Origin of the sequence: Ferdinandcohnia salidurans (assembly GCF_042680725.1) — a bacterium.
GTDB lineage: Bacteria > Bacillota > Bacilli > Bacillales > Bacillaceae_L > Ferdinandcohnia > Ferdinandcohnia salidurans.
Genome location: NZ_JBHUEK010000004.1, coordinates 80337 through 103706, shown reverse-complemented (window position 1 = coordinate 103706; position 23370 = coordinate 80337). Strand labels below are relative to the sequence as shown.

The window sequence follows — 23370 nt, the reverse complement described above, 5'->3', positions numbered from 1 at the left end:
CCTATCCATGAATTTTCAGGAATGGAGTGTTTAGGATTGGCAAAACGAGACAAAGGTCGTTCTCAAAAAGGAAAACCGAATGCTGATACGACAAACAATACAATGGCTGCTGAGGAAATGGAAAAAGCCATTCACCCTACAAACCGTCAAAATTCGGAGCAATAGCAAAATCCCCTGGTCTCGTTTACATGAACTGACCAGGGGTTTTTTTTAGATTTTAGGTACTATTTCTGCCTTTACCTTAGCTTTCGATCGTGCTTCACTTCTTTCTTTACGAGTTTCAGTTGATTTTGAAAATGAAAACAATCGGTAAACAGCAGGAATTAAAAACAATGTAATTAAAGTTGCAAATGAAAGCCCAGAGATTATGACAGTTGCCATTGGAGCCTGATAATTCCCAGAAGCTCCGGATTCAAGGGCAAGTGGCAGCATACCACCAACTGTTGTCAAGGTCGTCATAAAAATCGGTCGAATCCGATCATTGCCGGCTCCTATCAGTGCTTCTTGAATCGAATTGCCTTCCTTCCGCAGTTGGTTTGTTCTGTCGATGAGCAATATGGCATTATTCAAAACAATACCAATTAGCATTATAATTCCCATTCCCGAGATAAGGTTTAATTCCATTTGTGTTATAAACAATCCTAAAATCACACCAATGATTGTAATCGGAATAACCGACATGACAAGCAATGGATGCCCAAAGTGGTTAAATTGAACAGCCATGACCAAATATACGAGAAAAATGGAAATCGCAAATACAAAAATCATATCGGTCATTAATTCTTGTTGTTGCTCTAAATCACCACCAGCGGTAAGTGTATACCCAGTAGGCGTTTCGAAACTTTCAATTATTTTTTGAATGTCTCGATTTACAGCACCGAGATCACGGTTCTTAATATCTGCTGATATCGTAACAAGTCTTTCCCCATCTGAATGAATAATCTCATTTGGTGTATGAACACTTCTAAGTTCAATATATGAGGAAAGTGGTTCTTCCCCACCATTAATAGACATCTTCATATCCAATAAATCCGCTTTTGTAGCAGGTGTTTTTGCCCAACTAAGAGATAAAGGCATTGTTTCATCCTGGTTTTGCAAAGTGCCAACCGGCATTTGAATAAAGGATTCTTCAATAAATTGTTTGATTTGTGAAGGAAATAAACCTGCCTTCTCAATTTCTTTTTCTTTTAAAACGATAACTTGCTCTTCAGAGGTTCTTTCAATTGAATTTGTAATTGCCGAAACCCCATCTACTTTCTGAAGCTCATCAGTGAAATTGTTTGAAATGGTTTGAAGTTGCTCAAAACTATCACCTTTAATATTTATTTGGACAGGAAACCCTCCACCGCCTACCATTGCACTTTGAACACCCGAAATTGGATGATCTTCCTGCATATCTCGTAACGCCTCAAGCATATTTTCATTTACTTCCTTTTGCTCAACCGTTATTTGATTGCCCTTTGTCATATTAATAATGGTGTATAGCATGGTTCCATTATCCATTACATAATTCGTTTCTACATCTTCCACTTCCTGTAGTCTCTGATTTATTTCATTAACTACACTTTGTTTTTCCTCCAAAGATAAACCTGGTTCTAAGTCTACAGCAAGCTCTGAATAACGATTTAACATATCAGGCATGATTGTCATCGGGATTTTCGTTACAAGAAATAGGGAACCGATAAGCATCAAGAGAAACAGTGTGATTACCGCAAAGCTATTTCTTTTCTTTCTAATCACCCAAGACACAACGTTACGGTAGCCCTTCATCATAATGGAGTCTTTTTTCAATTTAGATGGTCTTCTAAGCTTTAAAAATGTTTCTGATAGAGACGGAATCAATGTAAAAGATATCACCACAGAACTTATTAAGGTTATTGCCACTACAGCTGACAGCATAATGACAAACTCCCCCATCTCCCCACCGATTAAACCAATTGGCAGGAAAACAACGATAGTTGTCAGCATAGATGCAATAACCGCCGAGGCTACCTCCCTTGTCCCCTCAATAACCGCTTCGAACCTACCCAAGCCAAGTTCCTTCTTCTTATAAATAGCTTCTAGGATTACAATAGAGGAATCCACCATCATCCCTATTCCTAGTCCAAGTCCAAGTAGTGTTAGCATATTAAAGCTATAATCAAACAACCACATCGCTGTAAAGGTTAAAAGAACAGAAGAAGGAATCGATAAACCGATTATTAGGGTTGCCCTAATATTACGTAGGAATAGTAATAAAATGACAATGGCAATGACTCCACCAATCAATATATTATCCTTTACTCCATCTATTGAATCACTGACATAATCTGCTTGGGCCACAACTTCGTTTAATTCAAAATTCTTCACAAGATTTTCGTTTTGAATTTTCTTTACTTCTGCACGTATTGCATTGGCCATCTCGATTTGTGTGACATTGGAAACGCGTCCTATTTGTACAAAAAGGAAATCTTGAGAACCATTTTTCCATACATACGAGTTATTATCGAGCGACTGAATGGTTATGTTTGCAACATCCTTTAGATGAATATAACCATTTTGCGTTGGGATCGAAATATTTTCAATATCCCTCACATTTTCCACCTCAGAACTCCATCTTAAGGAAGGTGAATCCTTGTCATTTTGTAATTCTCCTAAAGTTGCTTCACTGTTGGAATGTTGAACTGCCGCGATTACCTGGTTTACATCAATCTGATGCTCTTGTAATTTTTCACGGTCCATTTTAATTGCGACCTCTTGCTCCTCTATCCCCGTAAGTAAAACGTCTCTCACCTCAGGCAAGGCTTCTAATCTTGGTTCTAAAATGTCCTTTGCAAATGCAGACATTTCCTCCATGTTTCCACCAGAAACATCCATAAAAAATTCATAGCTTTGACTTCCGCCATATTGACCCGATGTAACATCGGTAATACCAGGATACTCTGACTTAGCAGATGCAATGGCTGATTCTACCTCTTTATAAATCTCTTCGCCACGCCCAGCTTCAAAGCTTAGATTGAGAGTAGTCCTACCGATATTTGTCGTTGACTGAACACCCTCAACTCCTTCTATTGCTAAGATCCTTTGTTCAATGGGGGTTGTTATGGTTCTTTCCACTTCAATTGCTGCCATTTCACCTGCGTAAATCTCAACAAAGGCTCCATCTAGCTTCACGGGTGGCATTAGCTCTTTGTCTACTTTTAATAATGAATAGCTGCCCACTACAGTTACTAAAAAAATCATTAGCGTAATCAGAATTTTTCGTTGTACAATAAATTTCAATAGCTTCACAATCCATCTCCTCTTTCCTTAATAGGTAAAATTTAGTACTTTTGTATAAATTAATCATATCGTCATAAGGAAAATGGCATAATGATCCGGAGATTTATCTTGATGTAAGACTTAAGACTTAGGAAAATTATGGAGAATCATTAGAAAAAGGATATAATTAAGAAGGCTTACATTTTTAATCGGACTTTTAGAAGGAGCGTTTTTCATGAAAAGAATGAAGAAGATATTCATTTTACTTGGTATTCTCATCGGCTATATGGCCACAATTGGAATGATTTTTACTAACATTGTAATGTTCATGAAGAAGAAAACCGATGATGAAATTCTTGAACGTGAAACGAGGGAAGGTCGTTTAACCTTGGATGAGGTCCATTCTCTTCAAAAGGAGGACATCTCCATCCAATCGAAATTCGGATACCCGATTAAAGGCTGGCTTGTTAAAGGTACGGATAAAAAAAGATTTATTATTATCTCTCACGGTGTGACTCAAAACAAACTAAATTCAATTAAATACATGAAGCTTTTCTTGGAGCGTGATTGGAATGTCCTTTTATACGATCATCGACGCCATGGAGAAACTGGTGGAAAAACAACGAGCTATGGACACTATGAAAAATACGATCTAGAATCGGTTGTTGCTTGGGTTAAGGAAAAGTATGGGGAAAATAGTACCATTGGTATTCATGGGGAATCTATGGGGGCTGTTACGACTCTACTGTATGCTGGGATGATTGAGGATGGTGCTGATTTCTATATTGTGGACTGCCCGTTTTCCGATTTTGAAGCACAATTGAAGTATCTTTTAAAGGTTGATTATAAAATTCCGGCTCCACTTGTTCTTCCTTTTGCCAATATATTTTTAAAGCTTCGGGACGGATATAGCATCAAGGATGTTTCCCCCGTTTCCGTGATTCAAAATATTAAAAATCCGGTATTGTTTATCCACAGTGCTAAGGATGATTATATTTTGCCTGAAATGACAATGGAGCTTTATAAAATGAAAGTAGGACCCAAGCAAATGTTAATTGCCGAAAAAGGAAAGCATGCATACTCCTTTGCTGATAACAAAGAAGCCTATGAAAAAGTAATTGATGATTTTTTTGCCAACTATGTAAGGGACTGATTTTTTTCAGTCCCCTAACCTAATATATCTGTTATATCTTTCAGGTTCTCATCAATCCAAGTTAATGCGAGTTCAATCGTTTCAAATTCCTGAACCTCAAAGGTAACTTCATCCTGAAGCAACCAAACATCCTTTTGATCATGATTCACTCCTGCAATTGACCAGTGCAAGAGACTATACGGGTGATTATCATGTAAAAAAGAGACCCATGTTTTATCTTCTGCAATATTTCGTATCGTTTTAAGCTTGGAACTCATGTACACCACTCATTTCTACTAACCGTAAACGCGGATTCAGAATCTCGTTTGGACTTTTTAACATAAAACAATTTGCTGTTTCAATAAAATCAACAGTCATATTCTCATCTAGGAACACCATTTTAGATTTTTCGACTAATAATGGTTGATAATTCGTTTCAAGGATTAGATCGTCTTCATCCCCAGAGTCTACAAGCCATAATGCGGTAACTCCGCTCATCACACAACCACAGCCCTCAGTTTCATATTTTAATTTTAACTTGTTATCTTTATTTTTTATTTGGGAATTTAGTTTTTCAATCGCACGTTCTGAAAAAGTTACATTCATTTCGTTCTCCTCTTTCTTTCATTTTATGACTATTCTAACATATCTTGTTTCCAACTACATATCATTACAATAACTCGACACTTCACCAACTATTTGAGTTTTGGTAAATGTTGAACTACTATCAATAGTAATACAATTAGATTAAGGAGGTATTCAAGAGATGTCAAAGGTTACGATTAAGGTAAATGATAATGGTTCATTAAGGATCACAGGTGACGTTGATTTAGTGGATAAGGAAGGGAATAAGTTCCCAACAAAACAAACCTTCTCATTATGCAGATGCGGTTTGTCTAAAAATAAACCTTTTTGCGACGGTTCACATAAGGGAAATTTCGAATCTGTCGTACGAGCTCCAAAAGAATAATCCTTATTAGACCGAGTGCACTACGCGTTCGGTTTTTTCGTTATTAGATTTCTAATTTATGATACAATACGGGTAAAAGCCTATCATGGAGGACGAAACATGCCTGATTGGTCGTATCATATACTATTTAAACCTATTTTATCTCGAATTTCTCCCTATCAATCTCGGGAATTTATCCACAGAGGTATGAATCTGGTTGCCTCCATCCCAGGAGGACATCGGTTGATTCATTTTCTAGGTAGAGAGGAATCTTCTGAACTTGTAAAAAAAGAAATCCAAGGTGTGAGTTATGCAAATCCAATTGGCCTTTCTGGAAAAGTCGATCCATTGTTAACTGGTTCTAGGGCCTTTTCAATTCTTGGGTTTGGTCTGATTGAAATTGGGCCTGTGACGAAAGAACCCACAACTGACCCTACTCTACCAATTGTTGATTGGCAAAAGCAGCAAATTGATTTTCCTGTAAATTATGAATCTATCGGAATTGAAAAAACAGTTCAAAAGCTTGAAAAGTGGAAACCAACACAACCCGTTTTGGCTAGATTGGATGGAACGGTTGAAGAAGTACACTCTTTAATAACGAGATTAGAGCCCTATGTTGCTGCGTTTGTCACTTCTTCAACGGAACTTCGTTGTTCAACAAATCGCCCTGTTTATCTGTCGATACCAGCAGATAAGATTAGAAACTTGGATCTCAATCGTGTTCAGACCTGTTTTTCTGGAATAGTAGTAGATGAACCACCGAATCTACCGAATGAGAAATATAGGAGTGAATTACTAGATTCCATCGATTATTTAAGTCAACAAGGTTTCTCCCTACCTATCATTGCAGTTGGTGGCATCCATGAACCTGCAGATGCACTTGCACTTTTCGAGGCGGGGGCCGATCTTGTTTTGCTTTCAGAAGGCTATGTCTTCTCTGGACCTGGCCTAACAAAACGAATTAATGAAGCTCTTACACACAAACTTCAGCCTAAGCCTTCGGTTCAACCCGGATGGATTTGGTATTGGCTTTTTGGGTTGTCCATTCTTATTGGTGGAATAATTGCTGTGCTTTTCAGTCTGACAACCATTATTCTCCCTTATGATGAACTGTTTCTTGGGATACAAAGAGAAGAAATCCTCTTGTTTAATGATCGGATTCTTTATTTTATGGCACACGACCGGATGACACTCGCTGGGACGATGATTTCCGGTGGTATCGTCTATATGGCATTGGCACGATTTGGAGTACGCAACCAAATTCTATGGGCGAAACAGGCCATTGATTTAGCAGCCATTCTTGGATTTTTAGGCATTTTCCTTTTTATCGGCTACGGCTATTTTGATTGGTTACATTTGATATTTTGGCTTATTTTACTGCCTATTTATCTAATAGGCTTTATGAAAACAAGATCCCTTAAAGGGACCCCAACTTCGCTTAATACCCGTAATCACCGCGTTTGGAAACATAGTATAATCGGGCAATTGGCTTTTGTCATTCTTGGTTTTTCATTCGTGTTAGGCGGTATCGTGATTTCTATTATTGGAATAACGAAGGTGTTTGTAGCAACCGACATTTTATATCTTTGTATGCCACCCGAAGTGCTTGATTTGTTTAATGATAAATTGATATCAGTGATTGCCCATGATCGTGCGGGGTTTGGAAGTGCACTACTCAGTGTTGGATTATTAGTCCTGACGATTTCCCTTTGGGGATTTCAGCAAGGGAATAAATGGGTTTGGTGGACCTTACTCATTGGCGGACTTCCAGCCTTTTTCGCTGGGATTTGGATTCATTTTGCGATTGGATATACAACGTTTGTTCATCTGCTTCCCGCTTATTTTGCTATTTGTTTGTTTTTCATTGGACTTATAATGACGTACCGATTTTTTCATATAGGGAAGGATATGTAAAAGGAGCCTCAGGGGCTCCTTTCCTATTTTTCTGGATTCCAGTCCTTTGCAATCATGCCATATACAACATGGTCTACATAGTGATCATATAGCCACTCACTTTGCCTTATTTTGCCTTCATTCACGAAGCCCAGTCTTTCCGGAATCGACCTACTTTTATGATTTTCGACCGCTGCACGGATTTCAACTCGATTTAGTTTTAAGTGGTCAAGAGCATATTCTGTCAATGCTTTTGCTACCCTTGTCATTATTCCTTTTCCTTGGTATTGTTGACCAAGCCAGTAGCCGATAAAGGCTATTTTATTGGTCCAGTCGATTTCGTTGAAGCTCGCTACCCCAACGATTTCATTTTTATAGACGATAACGGTATGCAGCCCTTTATTTTCTGCATAGCTTTTCCTGCATGATTCGACATATGCTTTTGTGTCCTCTACCTTCGTTGTCATATCGAGCCATGGTAGCCATTCTCGTAGGTATGCTCTTGACTGACCTGTTAATTCAAAAATTCGCTCGGCATCACTTAATTCTGTTAATTTTAAGGATAGTTCCTCGTCAATTTGGTAAACAAACATAGTTCCGCTTCCCCCCATTCTTGTATCCTATTATTCTTCTACCTCTACTCATTAATTTCCTTCAATAATCAAGAGACAAACATATGTAAAAAACCCTATTTCAACATCTCACTTATTAATTCCCGATTCTTCTGATTAAACACTTCATTATGGGACGAAACCATTGCCGCTTCATTCGCACTCGGTTCAATAAATTTTTTCGCTTTGTTTACAGCATTTGCTGCATCTTGAAAGGCACCTGCAATCAAGTTTACTTTACCATCATACTTAATGATATCCCCTGCTGCATATAGTCCCTCTATAGATGTTTCACATTGAGCGTTTCCGGCTATATAAAAATTTTCTAGCATTTCAATTTCAAGTTCACTGTTTTGCAATAATGATGTGTCTTGTTCAAAACCATGGTTTATCACCACATCATCAACTAATAAATAATCGGTTTCACCTGTTTCGTTGTTTGTTAATTCTACTCTCCTAATTTCATCACGGTTATCAGTCGCAATGAGCTTTGTAATAGTGGTATTGAGATAGCATTCGACTGTACTATTCTCTAGATTTGTAATTTGGGCTTCATGGCCAGAAAACTTCGATTTGCGATGAATCACATATACTTTCTTCGCAATTGGCTCCAACTCGTTTGCCCAATCAATTGCCGTATTCCCACCACCTGATATAATCACAATCTTATCTTTAAAATGCTGAAGAGATTTGACTGTGTAATGAAGATTTGAGACCTCAAACCGCTCCGCACCTTGAATATCTATCTTTTGATGTTTTAAGATTCCACTCCCTACGGCAACTATCACTGTTTTCGAATAATGTTCATTACCAGAAGCCGACTTCATTACAAACAATCCAGCTTCATTCTTGGTGATTGAAGTGATTCGTTCATTTAGCACAACGGTCGGATTGAATGTTAGACCTTGCTCCACTAACTGCTCAATTAACTTTGCTCCAGGAAGAGGAGTTAGTCCCCCTATATCCCAAATCATTTTCTCAGGATAAATATGTATTTTCCCGCCTAAATAGGGTTGAAAATCGATTATTTTTGTTTTCATTTGCCGTAATCCACTATAAAAAGCAGAGTAAAGACCCGCTGGTCCCCCGCCAATGATTGTCACATCATAGCAATCTTGTTTCCGCATTCAAAACACTCCTCGTATATATTTCTATAAAATTCATAACAAATTTTTTATTGTGAAAAACCTAGTTGACAATGATTATCAATAGAATTATAGTATCATTATAGCTGGAAATGATAATGATTATCAATATCAGTTTTCAAATTTTACAACTGGAGGAATATCATGGTTCGGCTTTTTACAAAGGATCTACATATTGGCTATGGCGACCGGTTAATCGTTAAGGACTTAAGTATTGAAATTCCTGATCAAAAGATTACAACGATTATTGGTTCAAATGGCTGCGGAAAATCTACTCTGTTAAAAGCGATGTCACGTGTAATCCCACATCAATCTGGTTCGATTATTTTGGATGGAGAAAGTATCTCAAGGGAAAATACGAAAAAACTTGCAAAAAAGCTAGCTATACTCCCTCAAAGTCCTGAAAGCGCTAGTGGCTTGACAGTAGGTGAAATCGTTTCTTACGGACGTTTTCCCTATCAAAAAGGATTTGGCCGCCTAACAAATAAGGACATTGAAGTAATAAACTGGGCGCTCGACGTTACGGGGACATCCTTTTTTAAATATCACCCTGTCGATGCACTTTCTGGCGGACAACGCCAACGTGTATGGATTGCCATGGCGTTGGCTCAAGAGACGGAGATGATTTTTCTAGATGAACCTACAACTTACCTTGATATGGCGCATCAACTTGAGATATTAGAGCTCCTACATAAGCTTAACCAAGAACAGAAGCGGACGATCGTAATGGTTCTACATGATTTAAATCATGCCGCACGTTTTGCTGATTACATAATTGCCCTAAAACATGGTCAAATCGTAAAGGCTGGTACTTCTGAAGATGTGATTACGAACGAAGTCCTAAGAGAAGTGTTTCATATTGATGCTCTCATTGGGAAAGATCCACGAACAAATAAACCTATGTGTCTAACTTATCATCTATTAAAAGGAGAAAAATCAAATGAAGAAACTATTAATCCCCTTTCTACTAATCTTGTTACTATTTAGTCTAGCTGCTTGTGGTGGCAGTACCAGTGAATCAACCGGTACCTCAAACGAAGAAAGTTCTTCTGATACAATTACATATCAATCTGAGAATGGACCTGTTGAAGTGCCCGCAAACCCACAACGTGTGGTTGTGCTTTCCACTTTTGCAGGAAATGTTCTGGCCTTGGATGTACCAGTCGTAGGTGTCGATTCTTGGTCTAAAGGAAATCCTCGATATAAATTAGACGGTGTCGAGGAAGTAACAGATGAAAACCTCGAGAAAATCATTGAACTAGAGCCGGACCTAATCATCGGTCTCTCTACAATGAAAAACGTGGATAAATTAAAAAAAATTGCACCTGTCGTAACGTTTACTTATGGAAAATTGGATTACTTGTCTCAACAGTTAGAAATCGGTAAGTTAGTAAACAAAGAAGCTGAAGCACAAAAGTGGATTGATGACTTTAAAAAGCGTGCCCATGAGGCCGGAGAAAAAATAAAGGCTAAAATTGGTGAAGATGCAACAGTTACAGTCATTGAAAACTTCGATAAGGAACTTTATGTTTTTGGTGACAACTGGGCACGCGGTACAGAGATTTTATATCAAGAAATGAAATTGAACATGCCAGAAAAGGTAAAAGAAATGGCACTAGAAGCAGGTTACTATTCGTTATCTTTAGAGGTACTTCCAGAGTTTGTAGGAGATTATCTAATTGTGAGTAAAGCAGAAGATACAGAAACTTCCTTTATGGATTCAGAAACATATAAAAATATTCCTGCTGTTAAAAACAACCAAGCTTATGTTGCAAATGCAAAGGAATTTTACTTTAACGACCCAATTACACTTGAATATCAACTAGAATTTTTCATTGAATCATTTCTTGGCAACTAAGTATATATGGGGGAGTTCTTCTAACGAGAATTCCTCTTCTTTTATTCTGAAAAGGAAAAGATGAGATACTATGACAAAATACACAAATTCAGTTCCGTTTATTCTGAAACTTACCTTGGGCATTCTGCTCTTCATCATCGTGTTTATTATTTCATTGGTATTTGGGGCTGCTGAGACGACTTTGAAAGAAGTATGGCTAGCTCTTTCAACTAACGTAAAGACCGACACCATCACCATGATTCGCGAAATCCGTGTTCCTAGAGAAATAGCAGCCGTATTTGTTGGAGCCGGTCTTTCGGTAGCAGGAGCTATTATGCAAGGTGTAACGAGAAATCCTTTGGCAGACCCTAGCATACTTGGATTAACGGCTGGTGCTAATGCAGCTCTTGCTTTAACCATTGCTTTGGTTCCTACTGCTAACTATTTTGCTATTATGATAGCCTGTTTTATTGGAGCTGGCATTGGAACCATTTTGGTCATAAGTATCAGCTCAGCTAAAAAAGGAGGATTTTCTCCCCTTCGAATTGTGTTAGCTGGGGCTGCTGTATCTGCTTTTCTCTATGCAGTTGCCGATGGGATTGCACTATATTTTAATATTTCTAAAGACGTTTCAATGTGGAGTGCTGGTGGTATTATAGGAACTACTTGGGCTCAACTTCAAGTCATCGTTCCTTTTATCATAATCGGCATTTTGATTTCTCTGTTTCTCTCGAGACAGCTGACAATTCTTAGTCTAAATGAGGAAATTGCGATAGGGTTAGGTCAAAAAATTTTACTGATTAAGGTTTTATTATTCGTAATCGTTATCATGCTTGCAGGTGCATCGGTTGCACTCGTTGGAAATCTTACCTTTCTTGGTTTGATGATTCCCCATTTTGTAAGAGCCATTGTTGGAACAGATTATCGCTATATTCTTCCGATGTCAGCTGTTGCTGGTGCTACCTTTATGGTATTTGCAGATACGCTTGGACGAAATTTAAATGCCCCCTTTGAAACACCAGTGCCTGCGATTGTAGCCATATTGGGGCTTCCCTTCTTCCTATTCATTGTCCATAAAGGAGGTAAGGCTTTTTCATGATCCATCCAAGTTTACGTAACAAACATCGCTTTTTACTCATTGGAATCTTTGTAATGATCATCATAACAACTATCGTTAGCATGGGACTAGGATACTCCTCCTTGTCTTACAATAGGTTAATTCCTACACTTTTAGGAGAAGGGTCTTTTAAAGAAGAATTTGTGTTATTCTCTGTACGTTTACCACGTATTGTTATTACAGTTCTTGCCGGAATGGCACTCGCCCTATCCGGGGCTATCCTACAAGGAATTACACGAAATGACCTCGCAGATCCTGGAATCATTGGAATTAATTCTGGGGCAGGTGTAGGCATTTCGGTCTTCTTTTTGTATGCTCCGATTGATGTCGGATCATTTATTTATTTGCTTCCTGTTGTAGCGTTTTTCGGTGCCCTCATAACAGCATGCTTAATATATCTATTCTCATATAGCAAAAGTGAAGGCCTCCAACCAGTAAGGCTAATCTTAATAGGAGTTGGTTTTTCAATGGCTTTATCAGGCACAATGGTCCTACTCATTTCCTCCTCTGAACGTGAAAAAGTAGACTTTATTGCCAGATGGTTAGCGGGGAATATATGGGGGACAGACTGGCCATTTATACTGGCACTCCTACCTTGGTTGCTTGTGCTAATTCCCTTTACTCTTTTTAAAGCGAATCGCTTAAATATCCTTAATTTAAGTGAGACGACCGCAATTGGGCTAGGTATCTCCATTGAAAAAGAAAGGCTGCTTTTACTATTAACAGCAGTTGCATTAGCCGCTGCCGCTGTTTCTGTTACTGGTGGCATTGCCTTTATTGGTTTAATGGCTCCACATATCGCAAAAACATTAGTAGGAGCATGTCATCAGCTTTTTATCCCACTTGCTGTGCTGATTGGTGGTTGGCTATTATTATTTGCTGATACAATCGGGCGCAATATTGTGGAACCAGAAGGTATTGCTGCTGGAATTATGACTGCTCTTATAGGAGCACCTTATTTTATTTATCTTTTGCTGAAGAAAGCGTGATTTTTAAATCACGCTTTTTTTAAAAGTATTAACCGAAAAAACGCAAATCGACTAACATGTTTGCTGGGATATAGTGAACTTCCCCAAATTTATCGATGACATGCAGTTTGTTTTGTAGAGCATCATAATGATGGATAGTGCCGAGAAGGAGTTTGTGGTGTTTCCCTTCATAATGCGTAATCACTAATTCTCTCCCCTCCTCCATTGCCTCACAAAGAATGCCATTCATCTCTTCAATTTGCTGTTCATCAAGTTCAGGTTTTTGCTCATACGTGTCTTCTTCCGTCCAATCTCTAAGTATTTTTACATGCTCTGGCAGCATCATTGCTGTCCATTTGATTTTTTTATCAAGACTTTTTTTAAAAAATCTTTTAAATTTCAAACGTTTATTCTTTGAAGATATGTCAATATAGATAGTTCTTTTCATTTAGTACTGCTCTTCCTTCTGCTCAATTTTTTCTGAATATTATTCATTGTAGTTTGATATCCCTATGATATTTTCTAATTTTAAAAAGTGCTTTTCAGCCCGTTGATCAATAATTCTTATCTCTTTTTTTAATACATCGATATAGTGAATATTGCCAATGTAATGCTTGACATCCCCTTGAAAATAATAAGTAACGTCCAAGGTATTATTCATTTCCATAGCCTCAGATACAATTTCATTAAACTGTTCATATTTTTGTTCATCAAGAGACGGTTTTGGAATCTTATTATAACTTGCGTTATATTCCCTCAACATCTTTACATGTTCAGGTAACATTAGTGAAACCCACTTTTTATTACCTCTATCGCGGATCATTTTGTCACCTCTTTTCTCCACAAATGATTCCTTTGCCAAAAAAGAACATACGTTCCCTTTATTATATTATATTTTTTTCCTTTGTTCAATCTTGCTATTCGAAAAGATTTTGGCATTTAATTGAACAATGCAATGGTTAATTAAAAAGAAGAAATGATAAATGAAAGAAAATACAGTTTACTGTTTGAAAATGTCCAACAGCTATTATATGTGTTTTTTGATAATATGGGATTTTTTCTCATTAAGTAAACGGACCATTTAATTGAATAACACTTATAAGAAAATTGTATATGTATGTTAGTGTTAGAAGAGATTGTGAGGCTTTGTACTTAAAGAAACGGGGCATTAATAGTTGAAGAAGTAATATGTAAATTTGTGTAAAAAGTGGTATTTAAACTGATAGAATCTCATATACCTAAATAAAGTCTAGTATTTTTTTAAGGGTGGAGAATTTAATGAAAAATATATCCCCATTGTTAGTACTAATTATAGTAATAAGTACTCTTATTTTAGCAATCCCATCTATAGTTGTTTCTTTTGGTTCCAAAGAAAAAAACATTACTGACATTCTAGCAAGTGACCTTGAATTACCGAGAAATAGTATAAAAGATAATATTTCCGATACTAATCCTTCTTCAATCGCGGTATCAGTATATAGGGATAATTCAAAGAAAATAGAGGAGTTTCCTTTAGAAGAATATGTTGCAGGTGTTGTTTCATCTGAAATGTCACCTTCATTTGAGTTTGAGGCATTGAAAGCTCAAGCTATTGCTGCACGAACGTACATATTAAGACTAATGTTGAGTGATACAAAGCCAGGTGTAGGTAAAGGTGCTGATGTTTCTGACACTCAGTTTCATCAAGTATTTAAAACAAAATCAGAACTACAAGGACAATGGGGAGATAGGTATCAGACTTATATTTCAAAAATCGAAGATGCAGTAAAAGCTACTGAAGGACAAATTTTAACGTACAATGGGCAACCCATTGAAGCTCAATATTTTTCAACTGGTAATGGTTTTACTGAGAACTCGGAACATTATTGGAAATATCCATACCCTTATCTTAAAAGTGTAGAAAGCCCTTGGGATAAAGAATCACCAAAGTATATACAACAGATGAAATTGAATGTAAAAGAATTTGAAACAAAATTGGGGGTTACTGTAAATAACTCAGCACCTTTAGTGAAAGTTGTTTCAACTACTCCAGGGAAGAGAGTTGGGGTAGTTGAAATCAGTGGTAAAGAATTTACAGGAAAGTATATAAGAGAAACACTAGGCTTAGCTTCTGCTGACTTTACTATTACTAAAGAAGGAAATCGTATAGTAATCCAAACTAAAGGAAATGGCCACGGTGTAGGTATGAGTCAATGGGGAGCAAATGGAATGGCTAAGGAAGGTTACTCTTATATAGAAATTATTAATCATTATTATCCAGGAGTTAACATTGATTCTTCTGAAAGCTTCGCGGATAAGCTCATTGTGCAAAGAGAATAGAAGAAATAATAAATATCTACTTCAACTAGAGGGTGCTTTAGTTGAATAAATGAGACAATGAAAAACGAAAGACAAGGAATTAACTATATCCTTGTCTTTTCGTTTTGTTAGTTACAACTTAATAATGTGTAAATTGATTTAAAGCGAGACTTTTTCTTTTTGACGTGCTGTGTCTCCAATGGTAAAAGCGTGGTGGAAACCACCCTTTTCATCATATAAGGAAAGCGGCAAATCTGCTTTAGGCATCCAAACTCGTCCTAATTCAACAGCTATTGAAACAGGAACAGCAGGAAATACATGAATAATCGTATCCTGACCATGCATCATTTTGATTTTATTCAGTAATTCCCTAAAAACTGTACGAATTTTACTTAATTGACCACTACTATTTAAGAAGTCATTGTTTGGATGAGAAATAGTTACATTCCAAATCGATGTGTCAGTTCCTAAAACATTCGTGATCCTCTGATTGTCAATCGTAGCACTTAGTGACAAATTAAGTGCTACTTTTTCATGAATGATATCAGGTTCTTCTACGATGTATTCAGAGCCTTCAGGATCATCTTGCCATTTCCAATCCGACGGTTCTCGGTGCAATTGATATACATCGGCTTGGCAAATATCTGAGATTAATACACCTAACTCAATGAGTAGTGGTTGTGGTGCTAAAGCAAAAACAGACAAATGTTGGATATCGCCAAGTACCAATCTTCGTTTTACTTTATCCGAAAAATGATTTCTTAAACTTTCTCTCTCCAATGTCCAATACATTTCCTGATGATCGTGAAATGGACTATTTTTTAAACTTAACTCAATGGCAGGTTTCTCAGCTGGATACCTATTAGGTAACATAGCTGGTGTTGTTCTTTCCCAATAGATGGGTGAACTGTGATCTCCGACATTTGCACCATATAATAAGACATGGCTTTTTCGGTCTTCACTCATTGAGGTTGCCATTTCAATTCGAATTTCATGTTTTTTCTTCATTTCCATTAATCTTTCGACTGGATGACCTTCAACATCTTCCTTATCTATTAATCTATGGTGTTTATCACACATCAACATTAAATTGGATATGTCTTTTGCCAGTTTTTCAGAAAGTGTTTCGTGCCCTCTTGGTCCATTTGGACTATCTGCGATGATATGAGCAATGTATGCTGTATTAAATTCAGATTGAGTTATCGAGTCTTTCCAAAGAGGATCATTACATCCTTCATATTGGCATCTTCCTGCTGCTTTTCCCCACAGTCTTATTTTCACTTTATCAGGGATGCTTGTTTTTGACATAGATTTTCTCCTCTACCCTACGAATTTTTTCTTTTTATTTCTAGTTACTGGATGTTCTCCTCCACCAAACCATTCTCCTGTTGCATGCCAAAGTTCATAGTAATATAACCAGAGGGATGTCCAAGGAACAATCGTTTCAGAAATAAACATATCCTTTGTCCATTCCTTCTTTTTTGGGCGAAAAAGACATAACTTGTTCCCTGGGTACACATGAGGAATTTTTGCCTCCCCTCTTTTTTCTAATGAAGGTGTAAGAACAATCACATCTGGTTGCAGCATGTCCAACGAATAAGTTATTTCAACCGTATAATTCTCGCTAAGTGCCGTTGGTTGTATATTTCCCGTCCAGACAACCGTGTTTTTTTTCCACTCCACATGAAATTCAGGAAAGGCAAGATTCATAAAAACAATCTGTTGTGAAATCGGAATGTGGTGTTTTTTAAATGGAATCTGTTTACTCGCCATAAAATGTATTTTTCCTTAGTGGTATCACATTTTCTTCTTTTGTTGCTGCAACCAATAGTCCTGCACCAACTACTCCAAGTTGATTGTTTTTTCTAGACTTTTCCATGTACTCAGCTTGTTCTTTTAGGGTTTCATTGATCACATTTTCTCCAAACATCGCCTTTAGTTCCTCTGCAATTTCATGAATACCGCGAAGTTCATTTAATCCATCCCATTTTTCTTTGAAGTCACGGATAAACTTCACGAATTCCATGTATAACTCTGGATGTCCATCCCATCGCTCACTTAAATCTTCCTTTTGGTTAGTCGGATTTAGCACAACAAGCCTTTCCCCACTATTCGGAAGGTGTATAAGAATTCCATCCAAAATATCAGAAATTGCTTCGTAAACAGAGGCTTGTCCTTCATAAATTTGACCAGCTAGTGTCGTTAACACGATACTAATAGGGGCAGAATCAGGAGTATCGTCAAAATATACATCCCGATATCGTTTGATTAATTGAACCGCTCGCTTCAATGGCGGCTTCCGTTCAATGTTTTCATCATGTGGAAGAGGTTTAATATCAGCTCGTTTTTCAAGCAGTATTCCATACTGATAAGACCTGTCATTAAACCAATCTGTATATCCTTTTGGATTGCTATCTTTCCAACCTTTTGCTTTTCGGTCAGGGACTTTAACACTTGTACTTGACGTATTGTCAGCAGGATGAGCTGGTAATATATCCATATGAAACTCATTTGCATAATTTAATCGAATACAACGGTTTTTCCGCTCGACCATATTTACATACATCTTGTTTTCTTTGAGGCGTTTTTCAATGGAGTCTAACAATTTTAGTGGATCTTTTCCTTGCCAAGTTTGATTAATTTGACAAACCAAATCAAGATCGTATTCTTGTTTTGAAAGCGGCTTAACAGTTGTACTAATGCTTAAAGAACCTTGAGGGTAGATTTCAACATCCGCCCCATTAAACAGGTCTTCGTCTTTAGAAAGCCATGTTCCAACTGCAAGATACCTTTCTTCGGCAAGTTTTCGTTGTGGTTTGCTAATTTGAAGTTTTGCACCAACACGATGAAGCAAATCGTCCAGTTGGTTTGAAGCAGAAAAAGTTTTATTCATATGGTCTCCTCTCTAGAGAAAAACGAATGTTTGTTCCTAGTTATTTATAACCATATTATATCCCCTTTGGTTAATATTGGTCAAGCATAAAAATCAATATATTGTATATAAAAAATAAAACACCATCTATATATTGTATAAAAGGGGTACCATCGGCTATTGGCTCGGAGAAGGTTTTCAAGGGAAGGTATAATGACAAAAACATTAAAATCGTATGTCGATTACGGATTCAGAGAACTTGGACTAAATAGAATTGAAGTTAGCATAGCAGCTGAAAACAAAAGAAGTCGAACACTAGTTGAACGAGTAGGTTTTGTAGAGGAAGGAAAGTTAAGACAAGCAGAATGGCTATATGACCATTATGTAGATCATATTATTTATTCAACACTAGCAAAGGTATGGAATGAAAATTAATTCTTCCTCAACTAAAAGTGCTTTCCTTCGAGAGGGGGAAGTGCCCTTTTTTGTCGAAGTTATTGTACTAACGATGCAGGTTAGTGAAATTGAATAAGACCACACATTAGACAAATCTAAAGAATACGTGGTCATATTCAACAAAAAATTAACGGGTTCACTTGTGAAGTGCAAAACAATAAATCACAATAGAATAACAAAGGAAATTAGGAGATTTTCGCACTATAATTCACACATTGATTCACAACAAAAAGGATCATATTGATTATGCTCCTTTAACATTTTAACGATTAAGTTCTTCAATTGTCTTAAAAATTCTTGAATAGACATCTTTAATGTGTTCATCAGTTTTTTTATCATTGTATAGACCAAATCCCCAAGTTTTTAACGACTCATCTTCTTGTGATGTAAGAACACCAACAGCATAACTACCATCCCAATAAGAAGTCTTGTCGTACTCCAAATCCTTTTCAGTAAAAGGAACAAAATTATCTGTTCCAATAAAGAAAAATGGAATTGTTGAATTTAAATAAACATCTGCATATTGGCTTTCAGCAGCTTTAGGAAGATTTTCTTCCGTAATAAAGACTGCATCATAAGTGCCTAATTCCTCGCTTGCTAGTTCATCGAAAGAAATTTCGTTGAACCTTACTTGTTCTTCCTCCACTTTTGGTAATTCCCCGACTACCGCAATACTTAATGCTTTTCCTTCATACAACTCTAATTCAGGATCCTGAGTACAAGCTGATAGTACAAATATTAGTATAAGCAACATAAAAGATAAAAAGTTCTTTCCTTTTTTTCTATTCATAAGCAACCCCCTTGTACTATATTTTAACATAATATTCCATTAACCTTTTAATAGATCAATCAAAAATTTGTTCTTTCTCTTTGAGAAATAAATTGATTTTATGATTATATTTCATAAAGGATTTTAAACAGTTATAACCAATTTCAGTAAAAATGTCCCGTATAATACGGGACATTTTACTTAAAGTACAATATATCATTTAAAGTAAATTGTTTGTCTACAAGTCCTAAATGTTGAGCTGGAGTCAATATGCAATTTGTGAAGTATTACACTTAAGCTAACGGGTGCGATGATCCAAGAAGGATTATCGCCTATTTTCGTTGAAGTTATTAAGCCAACGGTGCAGTTTAGTGTAAGAATTTTTTAATGAGAAATTTATTGCTCTAATGTAATATATTTAAATATCTTTGTAACGAAATGGAATTCTAGGAGTTATATCAGTGAAAGGGGTGAAAAGAGAGGATGAACTTTGAGGAAATCTATCAAGAATATTTTAGAGAAGTTTATTTGTTTATCAAATCATTAAGTCACGATGAGAGTATAGCCGAAGAAATTACGCAAGAAGCATTTTTTAAGGCGTTAAAAGCAATTGAAAAATTCGATGGTTCTAAAGATATTAGAGCGTGGCTTTTTACAATTGCAAAAAATACATATTTCTCTCACTATAAAAGAAATAAACGACAAATAGATTCAGATGTAGTAGAAGTATCAGGTTTGGGAGTGCAAATTGTAAATCATTTGATGAATGAAGAAGATGCCTTCGCAGTTCATCAGTTTCTTCACTCCATGAATGAGCCATATAAGGAGGTCTTTTCACTACGTACTTTTGGCGAATTACCGTTTGAGAAAATAGGTCGTATTTTTGGAAAAAGTGCAGGTTGGGCAAGGGTGACCTATTACAGAGCGAGGAAACAAATTATCGAGTATATGGAGGAGAAGAATTATGATAGAGATTAAATGTACAATTATTCAAGATGTTTTACCTCTTTATATTGATGAGGTAGTTAGTCAAGATACAAAAGAAATGGTAGACCAGCATTTACAGCATTGTGAAAAATGCCGAGAGGAATATGAAACAATGAAACGAAAACTGTATGTTCCATTAGAAAATAAAGCCCCTATTATTAAAAAGATTAATAAACAGTGGCGTAGGAAAAAGATGATAATTTCAATTGTTTCCGTTTTTGCTACGGCAATAATTTTATATGGAGCATTTGCATATGTTTTTTATTATGAAAGGGTTATTCCATACTCGAAAAGTCTAATTAAAATTGAAATGCAAAATGATAATCAATTGGTTTCTCATTATTACGGTAAAAGTTATTCTAGTGTTAGCGAGACCCTTCCTATGCCACTTGAAATTGACGGAGAGAGAAAGAATGTGAGTTTTATCTCTTATAAACAAACAATTGCTGATTCCCCTTCAAGAAACCTAATTAATAACGAGAAGAACCTTAATGAACAGAATTATATCTGGGAATTTTCTGAAAGTGAAAAAATTGATGCTGTTTATTATGTAGATTATGATGAAAAAAAAGTCGCTACTGGAAAGGATTCTTGGGATTCAATTTTAAAACGTGCTGTATTGATATGGGAGAAATAACAATTAATTATCTTTTTTAACGGGTGCGATTGTTCGATTACGAAAAACAATATGTTGTTTCTGTTAGGAAAAAAGACGCAGAGAATGCCAAATATTTTGTACATAGTGTTTTGCATTCATAAGGTTTATTTCACCAACGGGTAGCGTTACTCAAAGAAGGGATTAGCTATTTTTATAGAATTTAGTTGAAATAACGATACAGAATAGTTAAATAATGATGCAAAATTGAATGGGATTGAGATTAGGTGAATATATATGTAAAAAATCCCTTTGTGGGGAGGTAAGTATATTATTTGCTATTATCAATACTTAAAAAACCAGAGGAACCTTTATTCTGTGTCAAAATAGTAGGTTGTGCTAATGTGGAAAATTTGATTGTTACTTTTATTGCAATATTGATTATATATTTTGGGTATCGGTATCTTTATAAGAAGAAATGACTTAGTTTATTCAACTAATGGGTGCGTTGATCCAAGAAGGATTACGCACCTTTTTGTTGAAGTAATTAAGCTAACGGGGCAAGATTGTTTAATAAGCAAATAGAAGATTTATGAAACATTTATTCGATAAATCCGTATGATTATTAAGGGCTTATAAAGTGGGGGTGTCATTTTGGAAACCAATGTCCAAACGTCTCAAAACGTTGAAATTGTAACCAAAAAAGAAGTAAGTATGAGAAAACTACTAAATATTTTAGGTATATTCATTTTTTGTGGATTAGCATTAACTAATGTAACAAATCCACTCCCTTCAATTGACTACACCAAAGATTTTTTGTCATTTATTGGTGGAAGTGCCATTATCTACTTCTTATTAGTAAACATCTATTTCATAGGACAGATAGGGATAAAGATTGTTTTTACAATTCTCGTTTTTTTAGGTTGTTTTAGTATATTTATGGCTTTTTATCTTGCGACTAATTCAGTACCACATTAATAACTATATTCAAGTAACGGGTAGCGATGATCCAAGAAGGATTATCGCTTGTTTTAATAAAGGGTGTGTAGTTATTAAAGCGATTATATTTGATTTCGATGGTACTCTTGCTGATACTTTGCGCGTGAATATGAAGGTAAATGGCGATAACATTAGTCATGTCTAAATGTATCGCCCTTTATTTTTTAGGCTCTTTTCTAAAAGATTGTTGCTATTGAATAAGGTTTTTTTAATATAATAATAAATGGTATAATATTCTAAAAGAGGGGTGATATATATGTTGAATATTGGTGATATTATTTTTCAGTTATTTGCACTTTTAATACCTATCGCAATCATTGTAGCTATTATAATTTTTGTTCGTTCTTCAAAGAAGAGAAAAGAACAATTAGATAGAATTGAAGAAAAGTTAGATAGAGCGTCAGGACAATCGCCAAAAAAATAGATTATTAAGCTCGGCTCAAAAAGCCGAGCTTTTATGCAATTTCCCTAATTGTGTTTACAGTAGTAAAATTCACCTTTTGACAAGAGCTGAGAAGCATATTTAATACACGTTCTTGAGTAGGCATTTTCTTGTTAAGCTCAAGGAAACGATGCCAGAACAGATAATTATCAAGGTATTTCGTTGCTACACCTTGAAATCTATCCATCCATTTCTTCAACCGCTTGTGATAACCGTTGACGTGTTGAATATGGTATATCCCTTTCTTTTTGTATTCCTTTTTGCTTACGTTGATGGGTTCGTGCTGTAATCCTTTCATTACCGCAAATTTCTTGTAGTTAGTCGCCGTATCAGTGCATAACAAAGCAGAGGTGTCTATATGTCTTCCTAACACCTGGTCTAATTGAATAGCTGAAATTCGCCCTTTTCCTGCCTTTTGAGATAGGATTTGACCGTTTCTATCGTGTGCTACGACAACGCAAATTTGTTCTTTTGAAATACCACGTTTCCGAGCCTTTCTATGGATGATTGTTTTCTTGCCTTTATCACTTTCTAAGAAAAAAGTTTCATCACTTTCCACAATACCTTGTAAGGTTTGATGCCCAAGAGTACGAACAGCATACAATATTTTGTGTCTCCAATAAAAGGCAGTAGAAATATGAATATCAAGAGCCTTTGCAATTTTAGGTAGGCTCAACCCATCTATCATCATTTTGTAGTATTCAATCCACTTATGAGGGTATTTTGTCCCTGATAACGGGCTTCCTGTCATATCATTAAAGGTTTTTCCGCAATCTTTACAGAGATAGAGTTGGCGAGAGCGATATTTGCCATTACGTTTAACGGACATACTTCCGCAATGAATACAAGCTAATCCCTTTGAAAATCTTGTTTCTCGAACTTCCCCTATCATTTTTGATATGTCGGATTTCGGTTCAGGGAACAAGTCTTGTTGAACTGCTCTAAATAGCTCCAATTGCTCTTTTTTTGTAAGGGAATTAAAGTCTTTATAAACATCGTGCCAAGCCATCGCCATACGGAACACCCTTTCAACATTCTTCGACCATATTATACATTATGT

26 protein-coding genes are annotated in these 23370 nt (G+C 36.2%); 14 read left to right on the top strand and 12 right to left on the bottom strand.

The window, feature by feature from the left end:
- Nucleotides 1–36 precede the first annotated feature (36 nt).
- On the top strand, nt 37–165 hold the full coding sequence (locus ACFSFW_RS00870) for a hypothetical protein (RefSeq protein WP_257215705.1): 129 nt from the start codon (nt 37–39) through the stop codon (nt 163–165).
- A 45-nt stretch (nt 166–210) separates the two neighbouring features.
- On the opposite strand, the gene ACFSFW_RS00865 is transcribed toward ACFSFW_RS00870, so the two are convergent.
- A complete protein-coding gene (locus tag ACFSFW_RS00865) occupies nt 211–3270 on the bottom strand; it encodes an efflux RND transporter permease subunit (protein WP_388034510.1) in 3060 nt (1019 codons plus the stop codon).
- A gap of 214 nt (nt 3271–3484) precedes the next feature.
- Here ACFSFW_RS00865 and ACFSFW_RS00860 point away from each other — a divergent pair, with 214 nt between their 5' ends.
- Nucleotides 3485–4393, top strand: coding sequence for an alpha/beta hydrolase (locus tag ACFSFW_RS00860; protein WP_388034864.1), 909 nt, complete (start codon nt 3485–3487; stop codon nt 4391–4393).
- A 14-nt stretch (nt 4394–4407) separates the two neighbouring features.
- Here the strand turns inward: ACFSFW_RS00860 and ACFSFW_RS00855 are convergent, their stop codons facing one another.
- Both ACFSFW_RS00855 and ACFSFW_RS00850 read right to left on the bottom strand, forming a co-directional pair.
- Nucleotides 4408–4650, bottom strand: coding sequence for a DUF2552 family protein (locus ACFSFW_RS00855; protein WP_099351785.1), 243 nt, complete (start codon nt 4648–4650; stop codon nt 4408–4410).
- Entirely contained in the window at nt 4634–4978 is a 345-nt protein-coding gene (locus ACFSFW_RS00850; protein ID WP_099351786.1) for an iron-sulfur cluster biosynthesis family protein, read from the bottom strand. Before ACFSFW_RS00850 ends, ACFSFW_RS00855 begins: the two co-directional genes overlap by 17 nt.
- Nucleotides 4979–5138: 160 nt before the next feature.
- On the opposite strand from ACFSFW_RS00850, the gene ACFSFW_RS00845 reads away from it, so the two are divergent.
- Both ACFSFW_RS00845 and ACFSFW_RS00840 read left to right on the top strand, forming a co-directional pair.
- Entirely contained in the window at nt 5139–5342 is a 204-nt protein-coding gene (locus ACFSFW_RS00845) for a CDGSH iron-sulfur domain-containing protein (protein ID WP_099360616.1), read from the top strand.
- 99 nt (nt 5343–5441) lie between these two features.
- On the top strand, nt 5442–7235 hold the full coding sequence (locus tag ACFSFW_RS00840; RefSeq protein ID WP_388034507.1) for a dihydroorotate dehydrogenase: 1794 nt from the start codon (nt 5442–5444) through the stop codon (nt 7233–7235).
- Nucleotides 7236–7258: 23 nt separating this feature from the next.
- On the opposite strand, the gene ACFSFW_RS00835 is transcribed toward ACFSFW_RS00840, so the two are convergent.
- On the bottom strand, nt 7259–7807 hold the full coding sequence (locus tag ACFSFW_RS00835; protein ID WP_388034505.1) for a GNAT family N-acetyltransferase: 549 nt from the start codon (nt 7805–7807) through the stop codon (nt 7259–7261).
- A gap of 95 nt (nt 7808–7902) precedes the next feature.
- Nucleotides 7903–8952, bottom strand: a complete 1050-nt coding sequence (locus ACFSFW_RS00830; protein ID WP_388034503.1) for an NAD(P)/FAD-dependent oxidoreductase — start codon at nt 8950–8952, stop codon at nt 7903–7905.
- Between the two features lie 162 nt (nt 8953–9114).
- Between ACFSFW_RS00830 and ACFSFW_RS00825 the strand changes: the two genes are divergently transcribed.
- The 4 genes from ACFSFW_RS00825 to ACFSFW_RS00810 all read left to right on the top strand — a co-directional run bounded on the left by ACFSFW_RS00825 (nt 9115) and on the right by ACFSFW_RS00810 (nt 12913).
- A complete protein-coding gene (locus ACFSFW_RS00825) occupies nt 9115–9957 on the top strand; it encodes an ABC transporter ATP-binding protein (RefSeq protein ID WP_388034501.1) in 843 nt (280 codons plus the stop codon).
- Nucleotides 9911–10828 carry an iron-hydroxamate ABC transporter substrate-binding protein gene (locus ACFSFW_RS00820; RefSeq protein WP_388034499.1) on the top strand — a complete coding sequence of 306 codons (918 nt, stop codon included), beginning with the start codon at nt 9911–9913 and terminating at the stop codon, nt 10826–10828. Before ACFSFW_RS00825 ends, ACFSFW_RS00820 begins: the two co-directional genes overlap by 47 nt.
- Nucleotides 10829–10898: 70 nt before the next feature.
- On the top strand, nt 10899–11906 hold the full coding sequence (locus ACFSFW_RS00815) for a FecCD family ABC transporter permease (RefSeq protein WP_388034497.1): 1008 nt from the start codon (nt 10899–10901) through the stop codon (nt 11904–11906).
- Nucleotides 11903–12913 (top strand): FecCD family ABC transporter permease, encoded by a 1011-nt coding sequence (locus tag ACFSFW_RS00810; protein ID WP_388034495.1) that lies wholly within the window; start codon nt 11903–11905, stop codon nt 12911–12913. The genes ACFSFW_RS00815 and ACFSFW_RS00810 overlap by 4 nt, the downstream gene beginning before the upstream one ends.
- A 28-nt stretch (nt 12914–12941) precedes the next feature.
- On the opposite strand, the gene ACFSFW_RS00805 is transcribed toward ACFSFW_RS00810, so the two are convergent.
- Together ACFSFW_RS00805 and ACFSFW_RS00800 are read right to left on the bottom strand one after the other, a co-directional pair.
- Nucleotides 12942–13238, bottom strand: a complete 297-nt coding sequence (locus tag ACFSFW_RS00805) for a YolD-like family protein (RefSeq protein ID WP_388034861.1) — start codon at nt 13236–13238, stop codon at nt 12942–12944.
- Between the two features lie 141 nt (nt 13239–13379).
- Nucleotides 13380–13715, bottom strand: a complete 336-nt coding sequence (locus ACFSFW_RS00800) for a YolD-like family protein (protein ID WP_388034493.1) — start codon at nt 13713–13715, stop codon at nt 13380–13382.
- Between the two features lie 455 nt (nt 13716–14170).
- Here ACFSFW_RS00800 and spoIID point away from each other — a divergent pair, with 455 nt between their 5' ends.
- Nucleotides 14171–15211, top strand: coding sequence for a stage II sporulation protein D (spoIID, locus tag ACFSFW_RS00795; RefSeq protein WP_388034491.1), 1041 nt, complete (start codon nt 14171–14173; stop codon nt 15209–15211).
- Nucleotides 15212–15349: 138 nt separating this feature from the next.
- Here spoIID and ACFSFW_RS00790 read toward each other — a convergent pair whose 3' ends face one another.
- From ACFSFW_RS00790 to ACFSFW_RS00780, 3 genes are read right to left on the bottom strand one after another with little or no spacing between them, the layout of a single operon-like run.
- Nucleotides 15350–16498, bottom strand: a complete 1149-nt coding sequence (locus ACFSFW_RS00790) for an SAVED domain-containing protein (RefSeq protein ID WP_388034489.1) — start codon at nt 16496–16498, stop codon at nt 15350–15352.
- A 12-nt stretch (nt 16499–16510) separates the two neighbouring features.
- Nucleotides 16511–16963, bottom strand: coding sequence for a type II CBASS E2 protein (locus ACFSFW_RS00785; protein ID WP_388034487.1), 453 nt, complete (start codon nt 16961–16963; stop codon nt 16511–16513).
- Nucleotides 16953–18083, bottom strand: coding sequence for an SMODS domain-containing nucleotidyltransferase (locus ACFSFW_RS00780; protein ID WP_388034485.1), 1131 nt, complete (start codon nt 18081–18083; stop codon nt 16953–16955). Before ACFSFW_RS00780 ends, ACFSFW_RS00785 begins: the two co-directional genes overlap by 11 nt.
- A gap of 192 nt (nt 18084–18275) precedes the next feature.
- On the opposite strand from ACFSFW_RS00780, the gene ACFSFW_RS00775 reads away from it, so the two are divergent.
- A complete protein-coding gene (locus tag ACFSFW_RS00775; protein ID WP_388034483.1) occupies nt 18276–18497 on the top strand; it encodes a GNAT family N-acetyltransferase in 222 nt (73 codons plus the stop codon).
- A 283-nt stretch (nt 18498–18780) separates the two neighbouring features.
- Here the strand turns inward: ACFSFW_RS00775 and ACFSFW_RS00770 are convergent, their stop codons facing one another.
- A complete protein-coding gene (locus tag ACFSFW_RS00770) occupies nt 18781–19308 on the bottom strand; it encodes a hypothetical protein (protein ID WP_388034481.1) in 528 nt (175 codons plus the stop codon).
- Between the two features lie 462 nt (nt 19309–19770).
- On the opposite strand from ACFSFW_RS00770, the gene ACFSFW_RS00765 reads away from it, so the two are divergent.
- The 4 genes from ACFSFW_RS00765 to ACFSFW_RS00750 all read left to right on the top strand — a co-directional run bounded on the left by ACFSFW_RS00765 (nt 19771) and on the right by ACFSFW_RS00750 (nt 22292).
- A complete protein-coding gene (locus ACFSFW_RS00765; RefSeq protein WP_388034479.1) occupies nt 19771–20265 on the top strand; it encodes an RNA polymerase sigma factor in 495 nt (164 codons plus the stop codon).
- Complete coding sequence (locus tag ACFSFW_RS00760; RefSeq protein WP_388034477.1) at nt 20252–20911, top strand: zf-HC2 domain-containing protein; 660 nt, start codon at nt 20252–20254, stop codon at nt 20909–20911. The genes ACFSFW_RS00765 and ACFSFW_RS00760 overlap by 14 nt, the downstream gene beginning before the upstream one ends.
- A gap of 612 nt (nt 20912–21523) precedes the next feature.
- Nucleotides 21524–21847 (top strand): hypothetical protein, encoded by a 324-nt coding sequence (locus tag ACFSFW_RS00755; protein ID WP_388034475.1) that lies wholly within the window; start codon nt 21524–21526, stop codon nt 21845–21847.
- A gap of 277 nt (nt 21848–22124) precedes the next feature.
- Nucleotides 22125–22292: a DUF4083 family protein gene (locus tag ACFSFW_RS00750; RefSeq protein ID WP_388034473.1), complete on the top strand. Its 168-nt coding sequence runs from the start codon at nt 22125–22127 to the stop codon at nt 22290–22292.
- A gap of 31 nt (nt 22293–22323) precedes the next feature.
- On the opposite strand, the gene ACFSFW_RS00745 is transcribed toward ACFSFW_RS00750, so the two are convergent.
- Nucleotides 22324–23325 carry an IS1595 family transposase gene (locus ACFSFW_RS00745; protein ID WP_388034471.1) on the bottom strand — a complete coding sequence of 334 codons (1002 nt, stop codon included), beginning with the start codon at nt 23323–23325 and terminating at the stop codon, nt 22324–22326.
- Between the last annotated feature and the right edge of the window lie 45 nt (nt 23326–23370).